18 protein-coding genes and 1 tRNA gene are annotated in these 20,727 nt (G+C 30.8%); 5 read left to right on the forward strand and 14 right to left on the reverse strand.

Annotated elements, in window-relative coordinates; translation table 11 throughout:
• Positions 1-4: 4 nt before the first annotated feature.
• The 7 genes from ACFQ1U_RS13175 to ACFQ1U_RS13205 all read right to left on the reverse strand — a co-directional run bounded on the left by ACFQ1U_RS13175 (position 5) and on the right by ACFQ1U_RS13205 (position 7,801).
• Positions 5-172, reverse strand: coding sequence for a CcoQ/FixQ family Cbb3-type cytochrome c oxidase assembly chaperone (locus ACFQ1U_RS13175; RefSeq protein WP_386109151.1), 168 nt, complete (start codon positions 170-172; stop codon positions 5-7).
• Positions 173-184: 12 nt separating this feature from the next.
• Positions 185-2,371 carry a cytochrome-c oxidase, cbb3-type subunit I gene (gene ccoN, locus ACFQ1U_RS13180; RefSeq protein WP_386109153.1) on the reverse strand — a complete coding sequence of 729 codons (2,187 nt, stop codon included), beginning with the start codon at positions 2,369-2,371 and terminating at the stop codon, positions 185-187.
• Between the two features lie 25 nt (positions 2,372-2,396).
• The gene (gene ccoS / locus ACFQ1U_RS13185; protein ID WP_386109155.1) at positions 2,397-2,558 is read right to left on the reverse strand and encodes a cbb3-type cytochrome oxidase assembly protein CcoS; all 162 of its coding nucleotides are present in this window, start codon (positions 2,556-2,558) and stop codon (positions 2,397-2,399) included.
• A 120-nt stretch (positions 2,559-2,678) separates the two neighbouring features.
• Complete coding sequence (gene hemN, locus ACFQ1U_RS13190) at positions 2,679-4,040, reverse strand: oxygen-independent coproporphyrinogen III oxidase (RefSeq protein WP_386109157.1); 1,362 nt, start codon at positions 4,038-4,040, stop codon at positions 2,679-2,681.
• Positions 4,041-4,051: 11 nt separating this feature from the next.
• Complete coding sequence (gene deoD / locus ACFQ1U_RS13195; RefSeq protein ID WP_386109159.1) at positions 4,052-4,750, reverse strand: purine-nucleoside phosphorylase; 699 nt, start codon at positions 4,748-4,750, stop codon at positions 4,052-4,054.
• A gap of 2 nt (positions 4,751-4,752) precedes the next feature.
• Positions 4,753-5,418 carry a deoxyribose-phosphate aldolase gene (deoC, locus tag ACFQ1U_RS13200; protein WP_386109161.1) on the reverse strand — a complete coding sequence of 222 codons (666 nt, stop codon included), beginning with the start codon at positions 5,416-5,418 and terminating at the stop codon, positions 4,753-4,755.
• A 7-nt stretch (positions 5,419-5,425) separates the two neighbouring features.
• Complete coding sequence (locus ACFQ1U_RS13205) at positions 5,426-7,801, reverse strand: heavy metal translocating P-type ATPase (RefSeq protein ID WP_386109163.1); 2,376 nt, start codon at positions 7,799-7,801, stop codon at positions 5,426-5,428.
• 114 nt (positions 7,802-7,915) lie between these two features.
• Here ACFQ1U_RS13205 and ACFQ1U_RS13210 point away from each other — a divergent pair, with 114 nt between their 5' ends.
• Complete coding sequence (locus ACFQ1U_RS13210) at positions 7,916-8,593, forward strand: Crp/Fnr family transcriptional regulator (protein ID WP_386109165.1); 678 nt, start codon at positions 7,916-7,918, stop codon at positions 8,591-8,593.
• 5 nt (positions 8,594-8,598) lie between these two features.
• Here ACFQ1U_RS13210 and ACFQ1U_RS13215 read toward each other — a convergent pair.
• The 7 genes from ACFQ1U_RS13215 to ACFQ1U_RS13245 all read right to left on the reverse strand — a co-directional run bounded on the left by ACFQ1U_RS13215 (position 8,599) and on the right by ACFQ1U_RS13245 (position 14,497).
• A tRNA-Pro gene (locus tag ACFQ1U_RS13215) sits at positions 8,599-8,673 on the reverse strand.
• Between the two features lie 344 nt (positions 8,674-9,017).
• Positions 9,018-10,319, reverse strand: a complete 1,302-nt coding sequence (locus tag ACFQ1U_RS13220) for a cryptochrome/photolyase family protein (RefSeq protein WP_386109167.1) — start codon at positions 10,317-10,319, stop codon at positions 9,018-9,020.
• Complete coding sequence (locus tag ACFQ1U_RS13225; RefSeq protein ID WP_386109169.1) at positions 10,312-10,779, reverse strand: SRPBCC family protein; 468 nt, start codon at positions 10,777-10,779, stop codon at positions 10,312-10,314. Before ACFQ1U_RS13225 ends, ACFQ1U_RS13220 begins: the two co-directional genes overlap by 8 nt.
• A gap of 5 nt (positions 10,780-10,784) precedes the next feature.
• Positions 10,785-11,333 (reverse strand): glutathione peroxidase, encoded by a 549-nt coding sequence (locus ACFQ1U_RS13230; protein ID WP_386109171.1) that lies wholly within the window; start codon positions 11,331-11,333, stop codon positions 10,785-10,787.
• 104 nt (positions 11,334-11,437) lie between these two features.
• Positions 11,438-11,662 carry a hypothetical protein gene (locus tag ACFQ1U_RS13235; RefSeq protein ID WP_386109173.1) on the reverse strand — a complete coding sequence of 75 codons (225 nt, stop codon included), beginning with the start codon at positions 11,660-11,662 and terminating at the stop codon, positions 11,438-11,440.
• 272 nt (positions 11,663-11,934) lie between these two features.
• Positions 11,935-13,353 carry an SDR family oxidoreductase gene (locus ACFQ1U_RS13240; protein ID WP_386109175.1) on the reverse strand — a complete coding sequence of 473 codons (1,419 nt, stop codon included), beginning with the start codon at positions 13,351-13,353 and terminating at the stop codon, positions 11,935-11,937.
• 118 nt (positions 13,354-13,471) lie between these two features.
• Positions 13,472-14,497 carry a LacI family DNA-binding transcriptional regulator gene (locus ACFQ1U_RS13245; RefSeq protein ID WP_386109177.1) on the reverse strand — a complete coding sequence of 342 codons (1,026 nt, stop codon included), beginning with the start codon at positions 14,495-14,497 and terminating at the stop codon, positions 13,472-13,474.
• Between the two features lie 170 nt (positions 14,498-14,667).
• Between ACFQ1U_RS13245 and ACFQ1U_RS13250 the strand changes: the two genes are divergently transcribed.
• The 4 genes from ACFQ1U_RS13250 to ACFQ1U_RS13265 are packed head-to-tail and all read left to right on the forward strand — an operon-like array spanning position 14,668 to position 20,707.
• Positions 14,668-17,274: a TonB-dependent receptor domain-containing protein gene (locus tag ACFQ1U_RS13250; RefSeq protein ID WP_386109179.1), complete on the forward strand. Its 2,607-nt coding sequence runs from the start codon at positions 14,668-14,670 to the stop codon at positions 17,272-17,274.
• Positions 17,275-17,296: 22 nt separating this feature from the next.
• Positions 17,297-18,613 (forward strand): MFS transporter, encoded by a 1,317-nt coding sequence (locus tag ACFQ1U_RS13255; RefSeq protein ID WP_386109181.1) that lies wholly within the window; start codon positions 17,297-17,299, stop codon positions 18,611-18,613.
• Entirely contained in the window at positions 18,594-19,763 is a 1,170-nt protein-coding gene (locus ACFQ1U_RS13260) for a glycoside hydrolase 100 family protein (protein WP_386109183.1), read from the forward strand. Before ACFQ1U_RS13255 ends, ACFQ1U_RS13260 begins: the two co-directional genes overlap by 20 nt.
• Entirely contained in the window at positions 19,760-20,707 is a 948-nt protein-coding gene (locus ACFQ1U_RS13265) for a carbohydrate kinase family protein (RefSeq protein WP_386109185.1), read from the forward strand. The genes ACFQ1U_RS13260 and ACFQ1U_RS13265 overlap by 4 nt, the downstream gene beginning before the upstream one ends.
• The last annotated feature ends 20 nt before the right edge of the window (positions 20,708-20,727 follow it).

The raw sequence follows: 20,727 nt of genomic DNA on the forward strand, positions 1-20,727 counted from the left end.
GGTGTTATTTTTCTAATGGAATTTCACTTACTTCTTTAATATGTTCTTTTTTAGCGGTAGCAACCCACCAAAAAAGGACTACAAAAAATGTAAAGAAGATACTTAATGAGATAATAGGATAGATTTCTATACCAGTAATACTCTCCATGTGGTTTTTTACAAATTTTAGCATATCTTCAAGTTTTTAATTGTTATCGTTTTCCTTTACTTTAATATCAGTTCCTAGTCTTTGCAGATAAGCAATTAAAGCAACAATTTCTCGGTCTTTAATTTCTGTAAACTCTAAACCATTTTCTTGAGCGTATTGCTTGTCTTGTTCATAGGTTTTAGCAAAATCAGGATCATTGTATAGGTTTTCTTGAATTTTCGTTCCTTGTGCATCCATGCTTTTTTGAGCATTTGCAATTTCTTCTTCTGTATATGGAGAACCTAAAGTGACCATAGCTCGCATCTTATCTTCTGTAGCAGATTTGTCTAATTTATTTCTAATTAACCATTGATAAGCTGGCATAATTGAGCCTGGTGATGTACTTTGTGGATCATACATGTGGTTTAAGTGCCAGTTATCATTGTATTTACCTCCAACTCTTAAAAGATCGGGGCCTGTACGTTTACTTCCCCATAAAAACGGATGGTCATAAACGTATTCTCCTGCTTTAGAATATTCACCATATCTTTCAACTTCGCTTCGGAATGGTCTAATCATTTGTGAGTGGCAACTCACACATCCTTCTCTAATGTATATATCACGTCCTTCAATTTCTAAAGGAGAATATGGTTTTACACTTGATATTGTAGGAATGTTAGAGTCTATTAGTAATGTAGGGACTATTTGAACCAAACCGCCTATTAGTATAGCTATGGTTGCGTAAATAGTTAGTTTTATAGGTTTTCTTTCTAACCACGTATGCCAACCCTCTCCGCTTGTTCTGTAGCTAGGTACTTTTGTTAAAGGAGCAGCTTCAGCAAGTTCATCGGTTACAGTAGCGCCATTTTTAACGGTTTTTACAATGTTGTATAGCATAACTAGTGCACCAACAATGTATAAACTACCTCCAATTGCACGCATCCAGTACATCGGAACTATTTCTTGTACAGTTTCTAAAAAGTTTCCATAAGTTAAAGTACCGTCTGGGTTAAATTGCTTCCACATAAATGCTTGTACAAAACCAGCAACATACATTGGTAAAGCGTACATGATAATACCTAAAGTACCAATCCAAAAATGCGTGTTAGCTAAAGCGGTTGAATGTAATTTTGTTTTAAATAATTTAGGAACTAACCAATATACCATACCAAAGGTCATAAATCCGTTCCAGGCTAATGCACCTACATGTACGTGAGCAATAATCCAATCTGTAAAATGAGCAATAGCATTTACATTTTTTAATGATAGCATTGGCCCTTCAAAAGTAGCCATACCATATCCCGTAATACCTACAACCATAAATTTTAAAACAGGATCTGTTCTAACTTTATCCCAAGCTCCACGTAAGGTTAATAAACCGTTTATCATACCTCCCCAAGAAGGAGCTATTAACATAATAGAAAAAGCCACACCCAAGTTTTGAGCCCAATCTGGTAATGCTGAATATAGTAAATGGTGTGGTCCAGCCCATATATATATAAATATTAAAGACCAAAAGTGGATAATAGATAGTTTGTAAGAATATACGGGTCTGTTAGCAGCCTTCGGAACAAAATAATACATTAAGCCTAAAAAAGGTGTTGTTAAAAAGAATGCTACTGCATTGTGTCCATACCACCATTGTACTAAAGCATCTTGAACACCTGCGTAAACAGAGTAGCTTTTTAACCCGCTTACAGGTAATTCTAAACTATTAAAAATATGAAGTACTGCAACTGTTACAAAAGTGGCTAAATAAAACCAAACGGCTACATACAAATGTCTTTGACGTCTTTTTAAAATTGTCCAAATCATGTTAGCGCCAAATGCTACCCAAACTATCGCAATGGCTAAATCTATAGGCCATTCTAGTTCTGCATATTCTTTAGATGTAGTGTATCCTAATGGAAGTGTAATGGCAGCTGCTATAATTATAAGTTGCCAGCCCCAAAAGTTAAAATTACTTAAGAAATCGCTAGCCATTCTTGTTTTTAACAAACGTTGCAAAGAATAATATACACCCGCAAAAATGGCGTTACCAACAAAAGCAAAAATTACAGCGTTAGTGTGTAAAGGACGTAAGCGCCCAAAACTTAACCATGAAATACCATCTGTTAAGTTTGGAAACAAAAACATGAAAGCTAGTAGTAAACCTACTGAAAAGCCTACAATACCCCATGTCATTGTAGCGTAAACGAATTTTTTCACGATCTTATTATCGTAATAAAATTGTTGCATTTCCATATGAATTGATTTTAGTTATTGATTGTTAATTTTTGTTGTTTTCCACAAGTTCATCATCAAAAAGCATTCGAACAGAAGGCGTGTAGGTATCGTCAAACTGGCCTTTTTTTACAGAGATAATAAATACTATAAAAAAAAGTAGTGCTACAATAATACTTATGGTAAGTAATAGATAAATTACGCTCATTTTAATGCCTGATAATTATAACATCAAAAGTAGGAGAGAGGCTCGTTTTAAAATATGATATTTGTCATGTTTGCATTTTTTTAGCATAAAAAAAGCTCGATTATAAATCGAGCTTAAATTTTAAATTGTCATTGAAAAAAGTTGTGTGTCTGGTTTTTGTTGTTGTAGTCTAACATCAAAAGCCATGCATATATTTCTTACAAACGGTTTGGCTTTTTTGTGAACTGTGAGCTGGTTATTTTTTATTTGTAAAAGATTGTCATCTTTCATTTCAGATAATAGTTGTAATGATTTGTTTAGGTGTAAGAAATTATTGTGTTGAGATTCCCATGAGGTAGAGAAATTACACATAATATTTAAAATGTGTTTTCGAACAATTAAATCTTCTTGAGTTAAAATATGACCTCTAAATACTGGGATTTCTCCTTGATTAATAAGTTTTTGATATTCTTTTACTGTTTTTACATTTTGAGCAAAACCATACCAAGAGTCAGAAATTGCAGACATTCCCAAACCAATCATAAGTTGAGTTTTATTGGCGGTATACCCCATAAAGTTTCTATGAAGTGTTTTTTGTTGTGTGGCAGTAAATAAACTATCTGTTTTTAATGCAAAGTGATCCATGCCTATTTCAACATAGCCAAACTCGTCAAATAATTTTTTACCTATTTCATATAAAGTTCTTTTATCTTCATCAATAGGGAGGTCTTTTTCATTAAAACCTCTTTGTCCAACACCTTTAACCCAAGGTACGTGTGCATAGCTGTAGTAGGAAATTCTATCTGGTTTTAATTCTCTTGTTTTATTAATGGTGTAAATAATGTTTTCTTTTGTTTGAAAAGGAAGTCCAAAAACTAAATCATGACTAATAGATGTGTATCCAATTTCACGAGCCCATTCAGTAACTTTTTTAACGTTTTCATAAGGTTGAATTCTATTGATGGCTTTTTGTACTTTTTCATCATAATCTTGAACACCAAAGCTAACTCTAGTAAAACCAAGGTTAAATAGAGTTTGTAAATGTTGTTTTGAGGTGTTGTTTGGATGCCCTTCAAAACTAAATTCGTGATTTGGGTGTTTGATTGAGTTTTGTAACAAACCATTAATTAACAACGATAAATTTTCTGCACTAAAAAAAGTTGGGGTTCCTCCGCCTAAGTGGATTTCTTTAATAATAGGTTTTTCATCAATTAGGTCTAAATATAAACTCCATTCTTTTAATACTGTTTTTATATAGTCTTCTTCAATATTATGCCTTTTGGTAATGTGTTTATGACATGCACAAAAAGTACACAGGCTCTCGCAAAAAGGCAGATGAATATATAAGCTAATTCCTTCAGAAGTGTTACTTTCTTGTAATGAAGTTTTAAAACTTTCAATCCATTTTTGTTTGCTAAAAGTAGATGAGTCCCAATAAGGAACTGTAGGGTAGCTAGTGTATCTGGGTCCGGGTACGTTGTATTTTTGAATTAATGTGTTCATTAATAAAGTATTTAAGCAAGTTCAATTGCTATTTCAATCATTTCTTTAAATGTTTGTTGTCTTTCTTTAGAGGAAGTGGTCTCACCGGTTACAAGACTATCAGATATGGTAAGTATTGACAGTGCGTTTACTTTGTGTTTTGCAGCAACGGTGTAAAGCCCGTTAGTTTCCATTTCAACACATAAAACTCCATAATCTGCCCATTTTTTATAATCGTTAAAATCGTCAGTATAAAATTCATCAGAACTTAAAATGTTACCAGCTTTTACCTTAATATTTTTTTGTTTGGCTATTGTTACAGCTTTTGTAAATAAATCAAAACTAGCAGTTGCGGCGTAATCAGCACCATTAAAACGTATTGTATTTAAACCAGAGTTTGTAGAAGCAGCCATAGCAATAACTATATCTCTGATTTTTATTTCTTTTTGATATGATCCTGCAGAGCCTACTCTAATTAAATTTTTAACGCCATAATCATTTATCAATTCATGGCAATAAATTAAGGCAGATGGAATCCCCATTCCTGTTCCTTGTACAGAGATTTTTTTATTTTGATAGGTTCCTGTAAAACCTAGCATTCCTCTTACGTCATTATAGCAATAAATGTTATCTAAAAATGTTTCAGCAATCCATTTTGCACGAAGCGGATCTCCTGGTAAAAGAACAGTTTCGGCTATATCTCCTTGTTTTGCTTTAATATGTATACTCATAATTAATAATCGTTTTGGTTGGTAAAGCCTTGAGTAACCAATGCAACACCAGATGAGGTGCCTAAACGAGTTACTCCCATTTCAATAAATTTCAAGGCGGTTTCTAAATCTCTAATTCCTCCAGCAGCTTTTATTTGTGATTCTCCATCAACTACAGAGTTCATAATCGTAACATCTTTAAAAGTTGCACCATTGGTTCCAAAACCTGTAGAGGTTTTAACAAAGTCAGCTTTTGCGTTTAAACAAAGTTTACAAGCAGTAGTAATTTCATCTGACGATAAATAACAGTTTTCTAAAATTACTTTTAAGGTATGATGTCCAATGGCTTGTTTAATTAAAGAAATTTCCTTTTCAACATAACTGTAATCGCCAGCTTTTAAAGCTCCAATGTTCAGTACCATATCTATTTCATCAGCACCATTTTTAATAGCGTTTTTAGCTTCAAATATCTTAGTTTCAGTGGTGCTTGCTCCCAAAGGGAATCCAATTACTGTAGCTACTTTAATTGTAGTGTTTTTTAAATTTTCTTTTGCTAATTCGATATAGCATGGATTAATACAAACTGCAAAAAAATGATGTTTTTTAGCTTCCTCGCATAAATTGATGATATCTTGTTTGGTAGCTGTAGGTTTTAAGTTTGTATGATCTATATATTTATGAATTTTCATCTGCTAATTATTTTAATTTGTTACCTATTATGTTAGTACTTATTGTAGTAAAAATAACAATACTAATAGAGCTTAATGGCATTAAAATAGCAGCTATAACAGGAGTTAATTGTCCAGTTATAGCAAAATACAACCCTATAACATTGTATACTAAAGATAATAAAAAACAATATTTAACAACGGTTACGGCTTTTTTAGCAGCATGAATGTATAGATTTAATTTGTCTAATTTCTCAGCATCTAAAATTGCATCACAAGCTGGTGAGAATACATTAATATTTTCCGATAATGCAATGCCAACATTACTTTGCGCTAATGCACCAGCATCATTTAATCCGTCACCAATCATGGCAACATTGTAGTTTTCTTTTTGAAGTTTTGCTACAAAATTTAACTTGTCTTTTGGTTTCTGATTAAACAAATATTGAGTCTTTTTAGGTAATATTTTCTTCAAAAACTCTTTTTCTCCTTGATTATCGCCTGAAACAATGGCTAAATGGAAATGTTTGTTAAGTTTTTTGAATAATTTAGAAACACCTTTTCGATAACTATTTTTAAAAATAAATTTTCCTTTGTAAGAGTTGTTAATGCTAACATGAACAGAGGTATTAAGATTATTGCTTTCTAATTCGTCTTTTACATAGGAAGCCGAACCAACTTTAATAGTGTTTTTATTAAATGTTCCTTGTAAACCTTTACCTATTTTTTCACTAAAGTTATGAATGGTTGTTTTTGTATTAACAGATATTTCATGATATAAATTTCTGCTTAGTGGATGGTTTGAAGCTCTCAGTAAACTTTTTAAAGCTCCTTTTTCTTTATAGGATATTTCATCGCCTAAATAAGTAATTGAGTTTTTTGTGTTGGTTGTTATCGTTCCTGTTTTGTCAAAAATTAAATAATTTACTTGAGCTAATTGTTCAACAACTAAGGCGTTTTTTAAATAAAATTTTAATTTACCAAAAATTCGAAGCATATTTCCCATGGTAAATGGAGCGGCCAAAGCAATTGCACAAGGACAAGCAATAATTAAAATTGCAGTAAATACGTTTAAAGCTTTAGAGGTGTCTATAAATAACCAGTAGGATGTTGCAATAATAGCAATACTGAGAATTGCTACTGTAAAATGTTTGCTAATAGTATCGGTGATATTTTTAAAAGATGAAGTTTTATCTTTTTGAAAAACATCGTTGCTCCATAATTGCGTTAAATAACTTTGTGATACAGCATGTAAAACTTCAATTTCAATAGCTTCACCTAGTTGTTTACCACCTGCAAAAACTTTATCACCGGACTTTTTTTTAACAGCATCAGCTTCACCTGTAACAAAACTGTAATCAACCTGTGCGTTTCCATTTATTAAAATACCATCGGTAGGTATTAACTCTTGACTTCTTATTAACAGACGATCCCCTTTTTTTACATCATAAATTTGAATATTTTCCTCGCTTTCATCCTTATTAATTTTAGTAACAGCAATAGGGAAATAAGATTTGTAATCTCTTTCAAATGATAGAAAATTATATGTTTTTTGTTGAAAAAATTTACCTAATAATAAAAAGAAAACAAGGCCTGTTAAACTATCAAAAAAACCAGTGCCAATATCGAATATAATTTCTGTAGTACTCCTTACAAATAATACAAAAATTCCTAATGCAATAGGGATATCTATATTTAAAATTTTATTCTTTATTCCTTTAAATGCTGCTGTAAAATAGTCTTGAGCAGCATAAAAAACAACAGGAAGAGAAAAGGCAAACATAACCCATCTAAAAATATGTTTAAATTTTTCTAACCAATATTCATTGACCTCAAAGTATTCTGGAAAAGATAAAAACATTACGTTACCAAAAGCGAAGCCAGCAATACCAAGTTTATATAAAAGTGTTCTGTCTACTTTTTTCTTTTCTACTTCATAGTCTTCTAAACTAATGTAAGGTTCATATCCTACAGAACTTAAAAGAATAACAAGCTCTTTTAAAGATGTATTTTTTGCGTTAAAGGTTATTCTAACTGTTTTTTTAGGAAAATTTACTTGTGAATTATTTACGTTTTTATTGAGTTTATGTAAGTTTTCTAAAATCCAAATACATGAACTACAATGTATATGTGGAATATATAGGGTTACAATTTGTGTATTGTTGTTATTAAAATCTAACAGCTTTTGAGAGATTTCTTCAGAATCTAAAAAGTCGTATTTTCCTTTTATTTCATTTGGTATTGCACCAGGATTATTTTGAAAATCATAGTAACAAGTTAAATCGTTTTCAGTAAAAATTTCGAAAACAGTTTTACACCCATTGCAACAAAAAACTTTATCGTTTAACTTGATTTTTGTGTCATTACAATGGTTACCGCAATGATAACATTGTGTATTTTTCATATTTACTCTTTTGCCTGTAACAAAAGTCACAAATATTGTGAATGTAAAACATGATATTTGTCATGTAAAGTAGCTTAAGTAATAGTTAAATTTGTGAATCTAAGGCACAATTTTATGGGTAAATGTGAACAATGTTCAATTCGGCAGCTTAATGCATTTAAAGAATTGACTACAGATGAATTAATGGGCTTATCACTTTGTAGAGCATCAAAAACATTAGAAAAAGGGGAAGTTTTATTTGATGAAGGAGAGTATATTAATGGAATATACTGTGTTAGAGAAGGAGTGTGTAAGGTTTCAAAGCTTAGTGATAATGGTAAAGATCAAATAATTAATTTGATAAAAAAAGGTGATTTGATAGGAGAACGTAGTTTGATTAATAACGAAGCCTCAAATCTTAAAGCAGTTGCATTAAATACAGTTGAAGTTTGTTTTATTCCAAAAGAAGAGGTGTTAAAAAACTTAGAGAGGAACCAGAATTTTACTATGAGTATTTTACAGAAATTAGCAACATCTTTAAAAAATGCAGATAATATTATTGTAGATATGGCTCAGAAACCTGTGAAACAACGTTTAGCAATTACATTGTTGTATTTACATCAGAATTTTGATTTGCAAATTGATGCTATGCACTTAACAAGAGAAGATATAGCCAATATTACCGGAACAGCATCTGAAACAGTAATTAGGTTGTTGTCAGAATTTAAAAAGAATGGATTAATAAGTGTAGCAAGGAAAACTATTACAATTAAAAATGAAAAAGGACTTCGTTTATTGGCGGAAGGGTATTAAATAAGTCGGGATGAGAGGATTCGAACCTCCGATCTCTGGTCCCCCAGACCAGCACTTTAACCGGACTAAGCTACATCCCGATACTTACAAATATAATAAAAGCACTGAAAAAGTTCAGTGCTTTATTATTTTTATCATTATTGTTTGATATTGTATAGAGTAGAAAAATTGCTTGTAAATTTTCTGTTGTCCACTTTAAATTCAGTACTTTCTTCTAGATACTATATCTTTAAAAGTGATGTAGTAATTTAATTTGGTTGTAAAATGATTGCTGGTCAACACAGTTTCAGAAATTTTACTATTATGAAACTCTTAAATATTTATGCTTGTATAACAGGTGTGAGCTTATTTAGTTATTCATAATTACAGCTTTTAGATGTTCTATAAAATTAATAACAACAATGTATTAACAATAAAACAAGAATTAGGTTTTATTTAAGGCCTCTTTATAAGTATTCAAGCAACGTTCTCTTGCCATTTTATGGTCAACAATTTCTTTCGCGTAACTAAGTTCTTGAAATTCTGGAACCCATTTTTTTATATACGTTAAGTCTTTATCAAATTTTTTAATTTGTGTGGTAGGATTAAAAATTCTAAAGTAAGGAGCAGCATCCACACCACAGCCAGCTAACCATTGCCAATTACCAATGTTACTAGATAATTCGAAATCCAGAAGTTTTTCTGCAAAATAAGCTTCACCCCATCGCCAATCTATCAATAAATGTTTACATAAAAAACTACCCACTAACATTCTTACTCTGTTGTGCATGTGACCGGTAGTATTTAATTCTCGCATTCCTGCATCAACTAGCGGATAGCCAGTATTACCTGTTTGCCATTTTTCAAATTCATCTTTATTGTTTCTCCAAGTAATTGCATCATACGCTGGTTTAAAAGACTTGGTAACTGTATCTGGGAAATGCCATAAAATTTGCATAAAAAATTCACGCCATATCAGTTCTTTTAAATAGGTGATGTTGTTACTTTTTTGTGCTTTTTCTACCGCTTTTCTAATAGATATTGTTCCAAAACGTAAATGCGGTCCAATTTGAGAAGTACCATTAATTGCTGGATAATCTCTTGTGTTTTCGTATTCTTCAATTAAATCTTTGTCTAGCGAAAAATCAGGAACTTTTATTTCTGAAGGCTCAAATCCAATATCTTGTAAGCTTAGGATGTTTCCTTTAGTGTCAATTAAGTTATCAAGTTTTTTTTCAGAAGGAAAAGATTTTATTGTGCTATTTTTATAATGTTGTAGCCATTTTTTAGAATATGGAGTGTATACTTTATAAGGATCTCCATCATCTTTAACAACTTCGTTTTCTTCAAAGATAACCTGATCTTTAAAAGCTTTGAATTCAATGTTGTTGTTTTTTAGTAGTTTATGAATCTTTTCATCACGTTTTAATGCGTAAGGTTCATAATCTTTATTTGTGTAAACTTCAACAATTTTGTACTTTTTAATTAAGTTATTAAACACCTTTTCAGGAGTGCTTAAAAAAACTTCTAAACCTTTATTATTTATTTGTAACTGTTGATGAATTTTTGTTATTTTTTGGTGTATAAAGTTAACTCTAGCATCGTTTTTCGGAAGCTTTTCTAAAATGTTTTCATCAAAAATAAAAATAGGAAGTACTTTGTATCCGCTTTTTAAAGCTTTATACAGTCCATGATTGTCTTCTATCCTTAAATCTCTTCTGAACCAAAAAATAGCAATTTTATCCATTGTACTCTCCAAATAAATCAATTAATTTTTGTTGTCTGTATTTAAAAATTTCTTCTAATTTAGGTTTTACTAAAAAGGGGTGAGCTAACCGGCCCAAAATACCCATCGGTATTTTATAATCTATTATATCTTCCATTTCCACACCATTATCAATAGGTTTAATAAAGTGTTTATGATGCCATAAAGCATATGGGCCAAAACGTTGTTCATCAACAAAGTAATGTTTATTTTCAACATGAGTTATTTCTGTAACCCAGGTGGTTTTAATTCCAAGTACTGGAGTTACAACATATTGAATAATTTGGCCAGGATACATTGGTCTGTCTGCTCCAGAAACAATCTGAAACCCCATATAATCAGGAGTAATAGTTTTTAAGTTTCCAGGATCTGATAAAAAATCCCAGGCAGTTTCTATAGATATTGGTAAATTTTGCTTTTTATGAAGACGATATAACTTCATATTATTTAAATTTTTTGAGTTATTTTTTCACTCTGTGGTTTCGTAAGTGAGTACCAATAATCTATTAAATTTCCATTTTCATCAACTAAATATTTTTGAAAATTCCATTTAACCGTAGAGTTTTTAAATCCGTTTTTATCTTTATTGGTTAAAAACTGATATAAAGGATGTTGTTTGTCTCCTTTAACGTCAATTTTTTCTGTAATAGGGAAGGTTACTCCGTAATTAACAGAGCAAAACTCTTGTATTTGTGTGGCTGTTCCTGGCTCTTGACCCCCAAATTGGTTACATGGAACACCAATTACAACCAGTTTATTTTTATATTCTTGTTGTAATTTTTCGAGTCCTTCGTATTGCGGGGTAAATCCGCATTTTGAGGCTACGTTCACAAATAATATTTTTTTTCCTTTAAAATCTGCAAAGTTTATTTTTTTTCCTTCTATGCTATTAATAGCGATGTTGTGTACAGACATTTTATTGGAATTTTGATTGTTTTGAGACTTGCATGATGTTAAGCTAATTAACAAAATAAGAAATGCGTAAAGTGGTTTCATACCTGAAAGATTAAATGGTTTGTATGATTTTAATATATAAAAAAAACAAAGATATCAGGCGATATTTACCTGAAAATCTTTGTTTTTAATAGTTTAGTAAGTTATTAATCTAACAATGGTTTACCTTTTAAACGTTTTTCTATACGTTGTTTAATCGCGGTTAAACGTTTCATAAGGTCCATTATTTCTCTATCTTTGTTTTTCTTGTAAATTTCATTTAACGATAATATTAAATTCTTAGCTTCACGTGATGCTAAAATACGATCGCTTGTTGTTGGAAACTTAAACTTTCTTGTTTCGAATTCGATTGCTTTCTCTACTAGTGTCATAAATCTAAATTTTTTAATTAAACAATTTTATTTAGTTATTGATAATAGTTCTAGTTATAATAGATGGTAAATCTATAATCTAATTATTGTTGTAAACCTAACTAATGATAGTTTTGTTTAATTGAATGATTGATTATTCTTATATATACTTACGTAAATTATAACTGACTGGTTTTTAGTTTTTAAAAGTTTTTTTAAAACTTAATTTCGGGGTTAAACCAAATTTAAGTAAACTTTTTTTGTTTAACAATTTAACTTTGATAATAAACATGTTATCTTTTTGTTAATTCATCAATTAAACCTTTGAAAACCAATCCGTGAAAAGGTAAAACAGCGTACCAATATAGTCTTCCGTAAATACCTTTTGGTCTAAAAACCGCACGTTGATATAATTTATTTTTTATTATTTTAAATTCTAACCATGCTTCTCCTGGTAATTTCATTTCAGCAAAAAGCAATAGTCTGGTTTCTTCTTTATTTGCATACAAAACTCTCCAAAAATCAAGTGGGTCACCTGCTTCTAAATAATTGGCATGTGTTCTTCCTCTCCTTAATCCAACACCTCCAAAAAGTTTATCTACTAAACCTCTTATTTTCCATAGCCAATTAAATTTGTACCAACCTTGCTTTCCACCAATACTCCAAATTTTATTAATTGTATAATTTCTGTCGGAAATTTCTCTAAATCTTACATCTTTAAAGCACCCGTATTGAGGTAAGTTTATGTGTTTTGAAAGCTGATCTTTAAAAACACCGCTACTTATAGCATCTTTCCAGCTAGAAATAACTTCACTTTGCTCAATTTTTTGGAAGGCCAAATCTACAGCTTTTTTATAGGGTATTGGCTTTACATCAAGTATTTTATTAATGTCACTTTTTTTACCAATAACTTCTACTTTTAAACTATCTACTAAAGCTTGTGCTAAGCTAAATGTTGTAGAGGTAACAAAGTACAACCAGTAAGATGACAATTTAGGAGATAATACTGGTAATGTTAATATGTATCTTTTAAAACCTCTAACTTCTGCAAATTGTAGTAGCATTTGTTTATAGGTTAAAATTTCTGGTCCTACAATATCAAAATGTTGGTTGTATAAACTATCTTTTAATAATCCTTTGGTTAAAAAACTTATAACATCTCTAATAGCAATAGGTTGTGTTTTGGTGTTTAACCATTTTGGAGCTATCATAACAGGAAGTTTTTCAACAATATCCCTTATAATTTCAAAAGAAGAACTTCCACTTCCTACAATTATGCCTGCTCTAAAAGTTGTTAAAGCATAATGGTTAGAAACTAATGCTTTTTCTACATTAAATCTAGATTGTAAATGTTTAGATAAACTGTCATCGTTTACAATTCCACTTAAATATATAACTTGTTTACATTCTGTGGTATTTACTAGTTTTTTAAAGTTGTAAGCACAGGTTTCTTCTTTATTTTTAAAATCTCCCTTTCCAGATGACATTGAGTGTATTAAATAATAAGCAGCATCAATATCGTTTGGAAGTTGTGAATTCTCAATCTTTAGAAAATCTATTTTTATGAATGAAATATTATTTAAATCTTCAATTTCATCTGGGATTCTGTTTAAATCACGTACACAGCATACTAATTCATGATTTAGTTCATGAAGTTTTAGTATTAGCCTTTTAGCTATGTAACCCGTTGTTCCTGTGATTAAAACTTTCATTTAAAAAATTTGTTTAACAAATATAGTTAAAAATTAAACAAAACTCAAAAAGATATACTTATTAATATAAGTTTAACAATCACAATTGAGTTTGTGATACTAAATAATTGAAAGTTTTTTAGATAGTTTTGGTTGAGTTCCTCACAATTAACGATGTTGGTAATGTGATGGTTTCGTAGTTATAATTGGTGTTGTTTTTTTTGAATTGAATTTCTTTAATTAGTTGGCTAAAACAATTTTTACCAATTTCTAATCCTGGTTGATATATGGTTGTTAATGATGGTGTTATAGCTCTTGATAAAAACCAATCACTAAAACCAATAACAGATACTTGTTCTGGAATTTTAATATTTAGTTCATTTAATTTAGTAATTACACCCGTTGCTACTAAATCTGTAATGGCAAAAATTCCGTCAATGTCAGGATGATCTTTTATAATTTGTTCTGCAAATTGATAACCTTCTTCAAAAGAAACCTCATCACAAGTATACACAAAATTACTTAAATATTCAATATTATTTTCATCAAGCGCTTTTTTATAACCCAAAAACCGATCAATTGAATTTTGTGGTTCTAGAGGGCCGCGGATATGTGCTATTTTTTTGCATCCTGTTTTAATTAGGTGATTGGTGGCATTGTAAGCTGCTTTTCTATCATCAATAATAATTTTAGAGCATTTTACAAGTTTAGATATTTTATCAAATAAAATAACGGGTATATTTTTGTCAATTACTTCATTAATATGTTTATAATCGATAGTTTTATTTGCTAAAGACATAATAATTCCATCTACTTGTTTGCTAACTAATAGGTTAAGCTGCTTTTTCTCTAATTCAAAAGATTCATTAGAAGGTAATATAATTACTAGATAGTTGAGTTTTTCAGCTTCTTCTATAATTCCTTTAATGACGTTAGAAAAAAAATGATGTACCACTTCTGGAATTATCAAACCTATAGTTTTTGTTTCTTTGGTTCTGAAATTTACAGCTAAAGCATTTGGTACATAGTTTAACTTTTCTGCTAACTCTTTAACTCTTCTTTTTGTTTCTGGACTAATATCATAATAATCTTTTAAAGCCTTAGAAACGGTTCCAGTGCTTAGACCTAAAATATCAGCTAACTGCTTCAGTGTTACTCTATTCATGTATACAAAACACTTAATAATATTTAAATTTACTAAAATTTTAGCAAACGATAACGTTTTCGTAATTTACGATAACGTTATCGTTGTTAAAAATCAATAACTTATGTATGTTTCGTTGTAAATTGCATAAAAAAGAGCTCAATATTTTACTAACTTAATAAATGTTACCAATGGCAAAAAATAAAATTTTACACAGTTTTTTAGTGGTGTGTTTGTTTACTCTTTCTTTTAAGAGTTTTGGACAATTTAAGGTAAAAGGTACCGTAAAAGATGCTGCTAATGAGGTATTACCAGGAGTGAATATTGTTTTAAAAGATACTAATAAAGGAGTTTCTACTGATTTTAATGGAAATTTTGAATTGACAAATGTTGCTTCTGGAGCATATACCTTACAGGCTACCTTTGTTGGTTTTACAATGTTTACGAAAGAAATATCAGTAAATGATGATGTTGTAATTACCATTACAATGCAAGAAGATTCAGCAGCATTAGATGAAGTAATAATAACAGGTGTAACCAACCCAAGATCAAAAATAGCATCAAGTGTATCGGTAACTACGTTAAGACCGTCTGTAATAACGGAGTCAGCACCAAGATCTACAGCAGAAATTTTTAGAACAATTCCGGGTATTCGTTCAGAATCATCTGGAGGTGAAGGAAATTCTAACATTGCAGTTAGAGGTGTTCCAATTTCATCGGGAGGATCTAAATACGTACAATTACAAGAAGATGGTTTACCAGTGTTACTTTATGGTGACATATCTTTTGCAACTGCAGATATGTTTACACGTTTTGATGCTTCAGTAAAAAACATTGAAGCTATCAGAGGTGGATCAGCTTCTACTTTATCATCCAATTCACCTGGAGGAATTATAAATATTATCAGTAAAAATGGTAAAACTAAAGGTGGAATGTTAAGTACTAGTTTTGGGTTAGATTACAATAATTTTAGAACAGACGTAAGCTATGGAGGTGCTATTAAAGATGATTTATATTTTCATATAGGAGGTTTTTACAGAAATGGTGAAGGAGTTAGAGATGCCAGTTTTTCAGGAAATAATGGCGGGCAATTTAAATTTAATATCACAAAAGAGTTTGAAAACGGTTATGTTAAATTGTATACAAAGTTTTTAAATGATAGAGCAATCTCTTACATGCCGTTACCAATACAAGTAACGGGTACTAATAATAATCCTAATTGGTCTGATGCACCTAATTTTGATGCAACTCATGGAGCATTGCAAACTCCTTTTTTACAACAAAATATTGGTTTAGGCGCAGATGGGCAATTAAGAAGATCTAAAGTTTCAGATGGAATGTTTGTTAACAGTCAATCGATTGGTTTGGATGTTCAATTTACAATTGCAGATGATTGGAAAATTAAAAACAATGGTAGATATGCTGTTAATAACGGAAATTTTGTGTCTCCGTTTCCAGCTCAAATTGCTAATGCTGGCACGATTGCAGATTCTTTTGGAACAGGTGCTACTTTAAGTTATGCCAATTCTGGAGTAGGCGTTGACACAAATAGTTTGGTAGCAAGAATTCATATGTTTGATACTGAATTAAATAGTTTAAACAACTTTATGAATGACTTTAGAATTTCTAAAAAAGTAGACAATTTAGATATTACAGTAGGATATTTTAAATCATTTCAAAATTTATCAACGTCATGGTTGTGGAATTCATATTTACAAGAAGTTTCAGATAATAATGCTCGGTTAATAAATGTTACAAGTGCAACAAATGAACCGTTAAGCGAAAATGGATTGTACGCCTACGGAACGCCATTTTGGGGTAATTTACACAGAAATTATGATACACAATACAACGTGTCTGCTCCATATTTAAATGTTAATTTAGAAGTTAATGAAGCCATAACTATTGATGCTGGGCTTAGGTATGATATCGGAGATGTAGATGGCTCATTTGCTGGAGGAACAGAACGTGCTTACGATGTTAATAATGACGGAAATATTTCATCAGTAGAAAGCAATGTATTTGCAGTAGATAATGCTAATGCAACAGCTGTGAATTATCAATATAAATACCTTTCATATTCTACAGGTGTTAACTATAAATTTTCTGAAAAACAATCTGTATTTGCACGATATAGTAGAGGAGCTTCAGCAAAAGCTGATAGAATATTATTTGCAGGGTTAGATTATTTAGATGGTGATAAAATCAATGCAAAAGATTTTATTAATCAAGCAGAATTAGGTTATAAGCAGCGTTTTGAAAAAGGAGCGGTGTATGCAACCGCATTTTATGCACAAACGACTGAAGAAGGTGGTTTTGAAGCTACCTCTAATTCAATTATAGAAAATGATTATAAATCTTTGGGGTTAGAAGTAGAAGGTTTTTACACTTTTGGAGATTTTAATATACGTGGCGCACTAACTTATACAAACGCAGAAATTACTTCTGGAGCAAATGAAGGAAATACGCCAAGAAGACAACCAGATTTTATTTTTAATCTAATGCCATCGTACAAATTTGGTAAACATAATGTTGGATTAAATGTTATTGGTCAAACTAAATCATATGCGCAAGATACTAACGAATTGGTAATGCCTGCTTTTGCAATTTTTAACGGATTTGTAACCTTTGAAGTAGCTAAAGGTTTAACAGCAAACTTGGCGGCAAACAATATTTTTGATGGTTTAGGAGTTACAGAAGCAGAAGAAGGTAGTATCACAGAAAATACGGTAAACTATGTAAGAGCAAGACCATTACCAGGAAGATCAATATCTTTAACATTAGCGTATAAGTTTTAATTCATAAAGAATAGTTTAAAAGATGCGATTACGTAAACCTAGATTATCTTTTTGGCAAATATGGAACATGAATGTTGGTTTCTTTGGTATTCAGTATAGTTTTGGTTTACAACAAAGTGCGGTAAATCCTATCTATGATTTTTTGGGAGCTAACGCTCATGAAATTCCATTATTAAATTTAGCAGGTCCTGTAACTGGATTGTTAATTCAACCTTTAGTTGGCGCAATGAGCGATAAAACTTGGCATCCAAAACTAGGAAGAAGAAAACCATACTTTTTTATTGGAGCCTTAATTTGTAGTATTTGTTTATTTGCTTTTCCATTCAGTAGTTCACTCTGGATGGCTGTAGGTTTACTTTGGATTTTAGATGCGGGTAATAATACCGCTATGGAGCCTTACAGAGCTTTTATTGCAGATAAATTAGATGATGAACAGCAACCTTTAGGATTTCAAATGCAAAGTTTTTTTACAGGTTTAGGACAAACTTTGGCGAATATCTCATTATTCATTTTCCCCATGATTTTTATCGGGAAAACAGGTTCGTTACCAACCTGGGTTTATGCATCGTTTTTTTTAGGAGCAGTTTGTTCTATTGGTTCTATTTTGTGGAGTATGAAAACTACCTCAGAAATTCCACCAACAAAGGAGGAGCTTCAAAAATTACAAGAAGAACAATCAGGCATTTTTTCGCCTTTCATAGAAATTATTAAAGCCATTAAAGAAATGCCTAAAGTAATGTGGCAATTAGCATTAGTTTATGTTTTTCAATGGTATGCATTATTTTGTTATTGGCAAAACTCTTCCAAAAGTATTGCATTATCTGTTTGGGATGCTACTCCTCAAAGTAATATAGAAGCATATGAAAAAGCTGTAAGCTGGACTGGCTTAGTTAACGGATGGTACAATGTAGTTACTTTTTTAGTGGCTTTTTTGTTGGTTGGTTTAGCAAAAAAATATAGCCCTAAAAAAGTGCATTTTTTTTGTTTGATACTAGCAGCTATTGGTTTTTTGATGTTTCCAGAAATTCAAAACAAAGAATTATTATTTGTGGCTATAACTGGGTTTGGAATAGGTTGGGCAAGTATGATGGGAATTCCTTATTTAATGGTAGTTCATGATATTCCTAAAGAAAGATATGGTGTTTATATGGGTATTATTAATGTAATGATTGTTTTACCAATGATTTTTCAAAGTCTGAGTTTTGGATATATTTTAAAAAACTTTTTAAATAATGATCCGCGTAATGCAATATCTTTTGCTGGTGTTCTTTTGCTGTTGGCGGCAGTTTGTACCTTGTTAATTAAAAATACAGATAAAAATGAACAAGTCATATCATAAAGCAGTAGAATTACTTTTTGTAGCCAGTTCAGAAAACGGGTTTTTAGCAAGCGTGCATGATATTGCTAATTATAATCGAATCTGGGCTAGAGATGGGGTAATTTGTGGTTTAGCAGGCCTATTAGACGGTGATGAGAAGTTTTACAAGATATTTAAAAATACATTAGTAACCTTAGCAAATCATCAGCATTCATCAGGTGCAATTCCCTCTAACGTTTCTTTTGGAAATAATGTTGAGGTTAGCTATGGAGGATTGGCAGGAAGAGTAGATACTGTTTCTTGGTTTATAATTGGTGTTTGTAATTACGTACATTTTACAAATGATTTTGATTTATTTAAACAATTAAAGCCAAATATTGAAAAAGGTCTATTTGTGTTAGACGCTTGGGAGTTTAACGGAAATCATTTAATGTATGTACCAAGGTCAGGAAATTGGGTAGATGAATATATAACTGAAGGGCACATTTTTTATGATCAATTATTAAGGTTATGGGCATTAAGAGCATATAATTTGTTAAAACTCTCCGAGGAATTATCAAATAAAATAAAACAGATTACCGATAAACTAATTACTAATTATAAAAAAGATGATGCTCAATTAAAAAACGATTATTATCATCCAAGAGCTTATCAAGAATTAGACTTATATAAGTATTGGATGGCTTCCATAACTCCATCTGGTTATCAAGTTATGTTTGATGCATTTGCTAACTCGTTGGCCTTGTTATTAAATTTAGAAGATAATTTTAATAACCAAGTAATTCAATACTCAGAAAATTTAAGAAAAACGTTATCGTTGCAATTATTGCCAGCTTTTTGGCATGTAATTGATGAGCAAGATGACAATTGGAACTTGTTAAAACATAATAACAAGTATGAGTTTAGAAATTACCCGTATGAATTTCATAACGGCGGAACTTGGCAAATGGTCAATGGATTTTATGCTGCCAGTATAGTAGATAAAAACAATAATGCTGCTAATGAAGTTTTAGAATACATACAAAAACTAAATGCGGTAAAAAATCACTCCTTTTATGAATGTTTTAATTCAAAAACAGGAGAAACTGTTGGGGTTCCTAATTGTACTTGGAGCGCTGCAGGAGAAATAATAGCAAGTCAATATTTAAGAGGAAAAAAATTATTACTATGAGTGTATTAAAAGATATAGATATTATATGTGTTGGAGAGGCAATAGTAGATTTTTTAGGTCATGAACATGATCATACACTACTAGAAACAAGTGATTATAAACGTTATTTAGGAGGTTCACCAACTAACGTAGCAATGAATTGTGCTAGATTAGGACTCAAAGTTCATTTGGCAGTGTCTGTTGGTGATGATGATTTTGGTACTTTTATGACCGAAGGTTTGGAAGAGAATAACATTAATATTGATATGGTACAGCGAGTTAAAGGCGTACCAACATCTGTAATTTTTATTTCTAGAACAGATAAAACACCACACTTTTTGCCATACAGAACAGCTGATTGTCATGTAACTGAAGATCAAATACCAGATGAAGTTTTAAAAAGAACAAAAATATATCATACTACATGTTTTGCTTTGAGTAGAGATATTGCCAGAACAACTATTTTAAATAAAGCCAAGATAGCTTTTGAAAATGGAAGTAAAATTAGTATTGATTTAAATTATTCACCTGTTGTATGGCCTGATAGAGAAGAGGCGCTAGAAGTTATAAAAAAATATTGTAAACTAAACCCTTTTGTAAAAATAAGTGTTGATGATATGCGCCGCTTATTTGGAGACATTGAAGTCTCTGATATGTTTACTTTTTTTCATAAAGAAGGAGTTGATATTGTTTGTTTAACACAAGGGAGTGAAGGTGTTATTTTATCAAAAAGAGGGCAGCAAATAATTAATTTACCAGCCGTTAAAATTGAAAAAATATTAGATGCTACAGGAGCGGGTGATGCCTTTTGGGCTGGTTTCTTATATTCGTATTTAAAAGAATATTCTTTAGAAGAAAGTTTAGATATGGCATTGAAGTTAGCAGCTTTAAAACTTCAAAATGCAGGACATTTACCAGAAAACAGTATTGAGTTATTAGCATATTTCAGGAAAAAATCTAAATAGTACCAATAAAAAAAGCTGAA

The organism is Tenacibaculum geojense (assembly GCF_042676005.1).
Taxonomy (GTDB): Bacteria; Bacteroidota; Bacteroidia; order Flavobacteriales; family Flavobacteriaceae; genus Polaribacter; species Polaribacter geojense.

Bases quoted from the DNA above. Each gene is read 5' to 3' on its own strand.
- ACFQ1U_RS13175 (WP_386109151.1), bottom strand. From the start codon at position 172: ATGCTAAAATTTGTAAAAAACCACATGGAGAGTATTACTGGTATAGAA.
- ccoN (WP_386109153.1), bottom strand. From the start codon at position 2,371: ATGGAAATGCAACAATTTTATTACGATAATAAGATCGTGAAAAAATTC.
- ccoS (WP_386109155.1), bottom strand. From the start codon at position 2,558: ATGAGCGTAATTTATCTATTACTTACCATAAGTATTATTGTAGCACTA.
- hemN (WP_386109157.1), bottom strand. From the start codon at position 4,040: ATGAACACATTAATTCAAAAATACAACGTACCCGGACCCAGATACACT.
- deoD (WP_386109159.1), bottom strand. From the start codon at position 4,750: ATGAGTATACATATTAAAGCAAAACAAGGAGATATAGCCGAAACTGTT.
- deoC (WP_386109161.1), bottom strand. From the start codon at position 5,418: ATGAAAATTCATAAATATATAGATCATACAAACTTAAAACCTACAGCT.
- ACFQ1U_RS13205 (WP_386109163.1), bottom strand. From the start codon at position 7,801: ATGAAAAATACACAATGTTATCATTGCGGTAACCATTGTAATGACACA.
- ACFQ1U_RS13210 (WP_386109165.1), top strand. From the start codon at position 7,916: ATGGGTAAATGTGAACAATGTTCAATTCGGCAGCTTAATGCATTTAAA.
- ACFQ1U_RS13220 (WP_386109167.1), bottom strand. From the start codon at position 10,319: ATGGATAAAATTGCTATTTTTTGGTTCAGAAGAGATTTAAGGATAGAA.
- ACFQ1U_RS13225 (WP_386109169.1), bottom strand. From the start codon at position 10,779: ATGAAGTTATATCGTCTTCATAAAAAGCAAAATTTACCAATATCTATA.
- ACFQ1U_RS13230 (WP_386109171.1), bottom strand. From the start codon at position 11,333: ATGAAACCACTTTACGCATTTCTTATTTTGTTAATTAGCTTAACATCA.
- ACFQ1U_RS13235 (WP_386109173.1), bottom strand. From the start codon at position 11,662: ATGACACTAGTAGAGAAAGCAATCGAATTCGAAACAAGAAAGTTTAAG.
- ACFQ1U_RS13240 (WP_386109175.1), bottom strand. From the start codon at position 13,353: ATGAAAGTTTTAATCACAGGAACAACGGGTTACATAGCTAAAAGGCTA.
- ACFQ1U_RS13245 (WP_386109177.1), bottom strand. From the start codon at position 14,497: ATGAATAGAGTAACACTGAAGCAGTTAGCTGATATTTTAGGTCTAAGC.
- ACFQ1U_RS13250 (WP_386109179.1), top strand. From the start codon at position 14,668: ATGGCAAAAAATAAAATTTTACACAGTTTTTTAGTGGTGTGTTTGTTT.
- ACFQ1U_RS13255 (WP_386109181.1), top strand. From the start codon at position 17,297: ATGCGATTACGTAAACCTAGATTATCTTTTTGGCAAATATGGAACATG.
- ACFQ1U_RS13260 (WP_386109183.1), top strand. From the start codon at position 18,594: ATGAACAAGTCATATCATAAAGCAGTAGAATTACTTTTTGTAGCCAGT.
- ACFQ1U_RS13265 (WP_386109185.1), top strand. From the start codon at position 19,760: ATGAGTGTATTAAAAGATATAGATATTATATGTGTTGGAGAGGCAATA.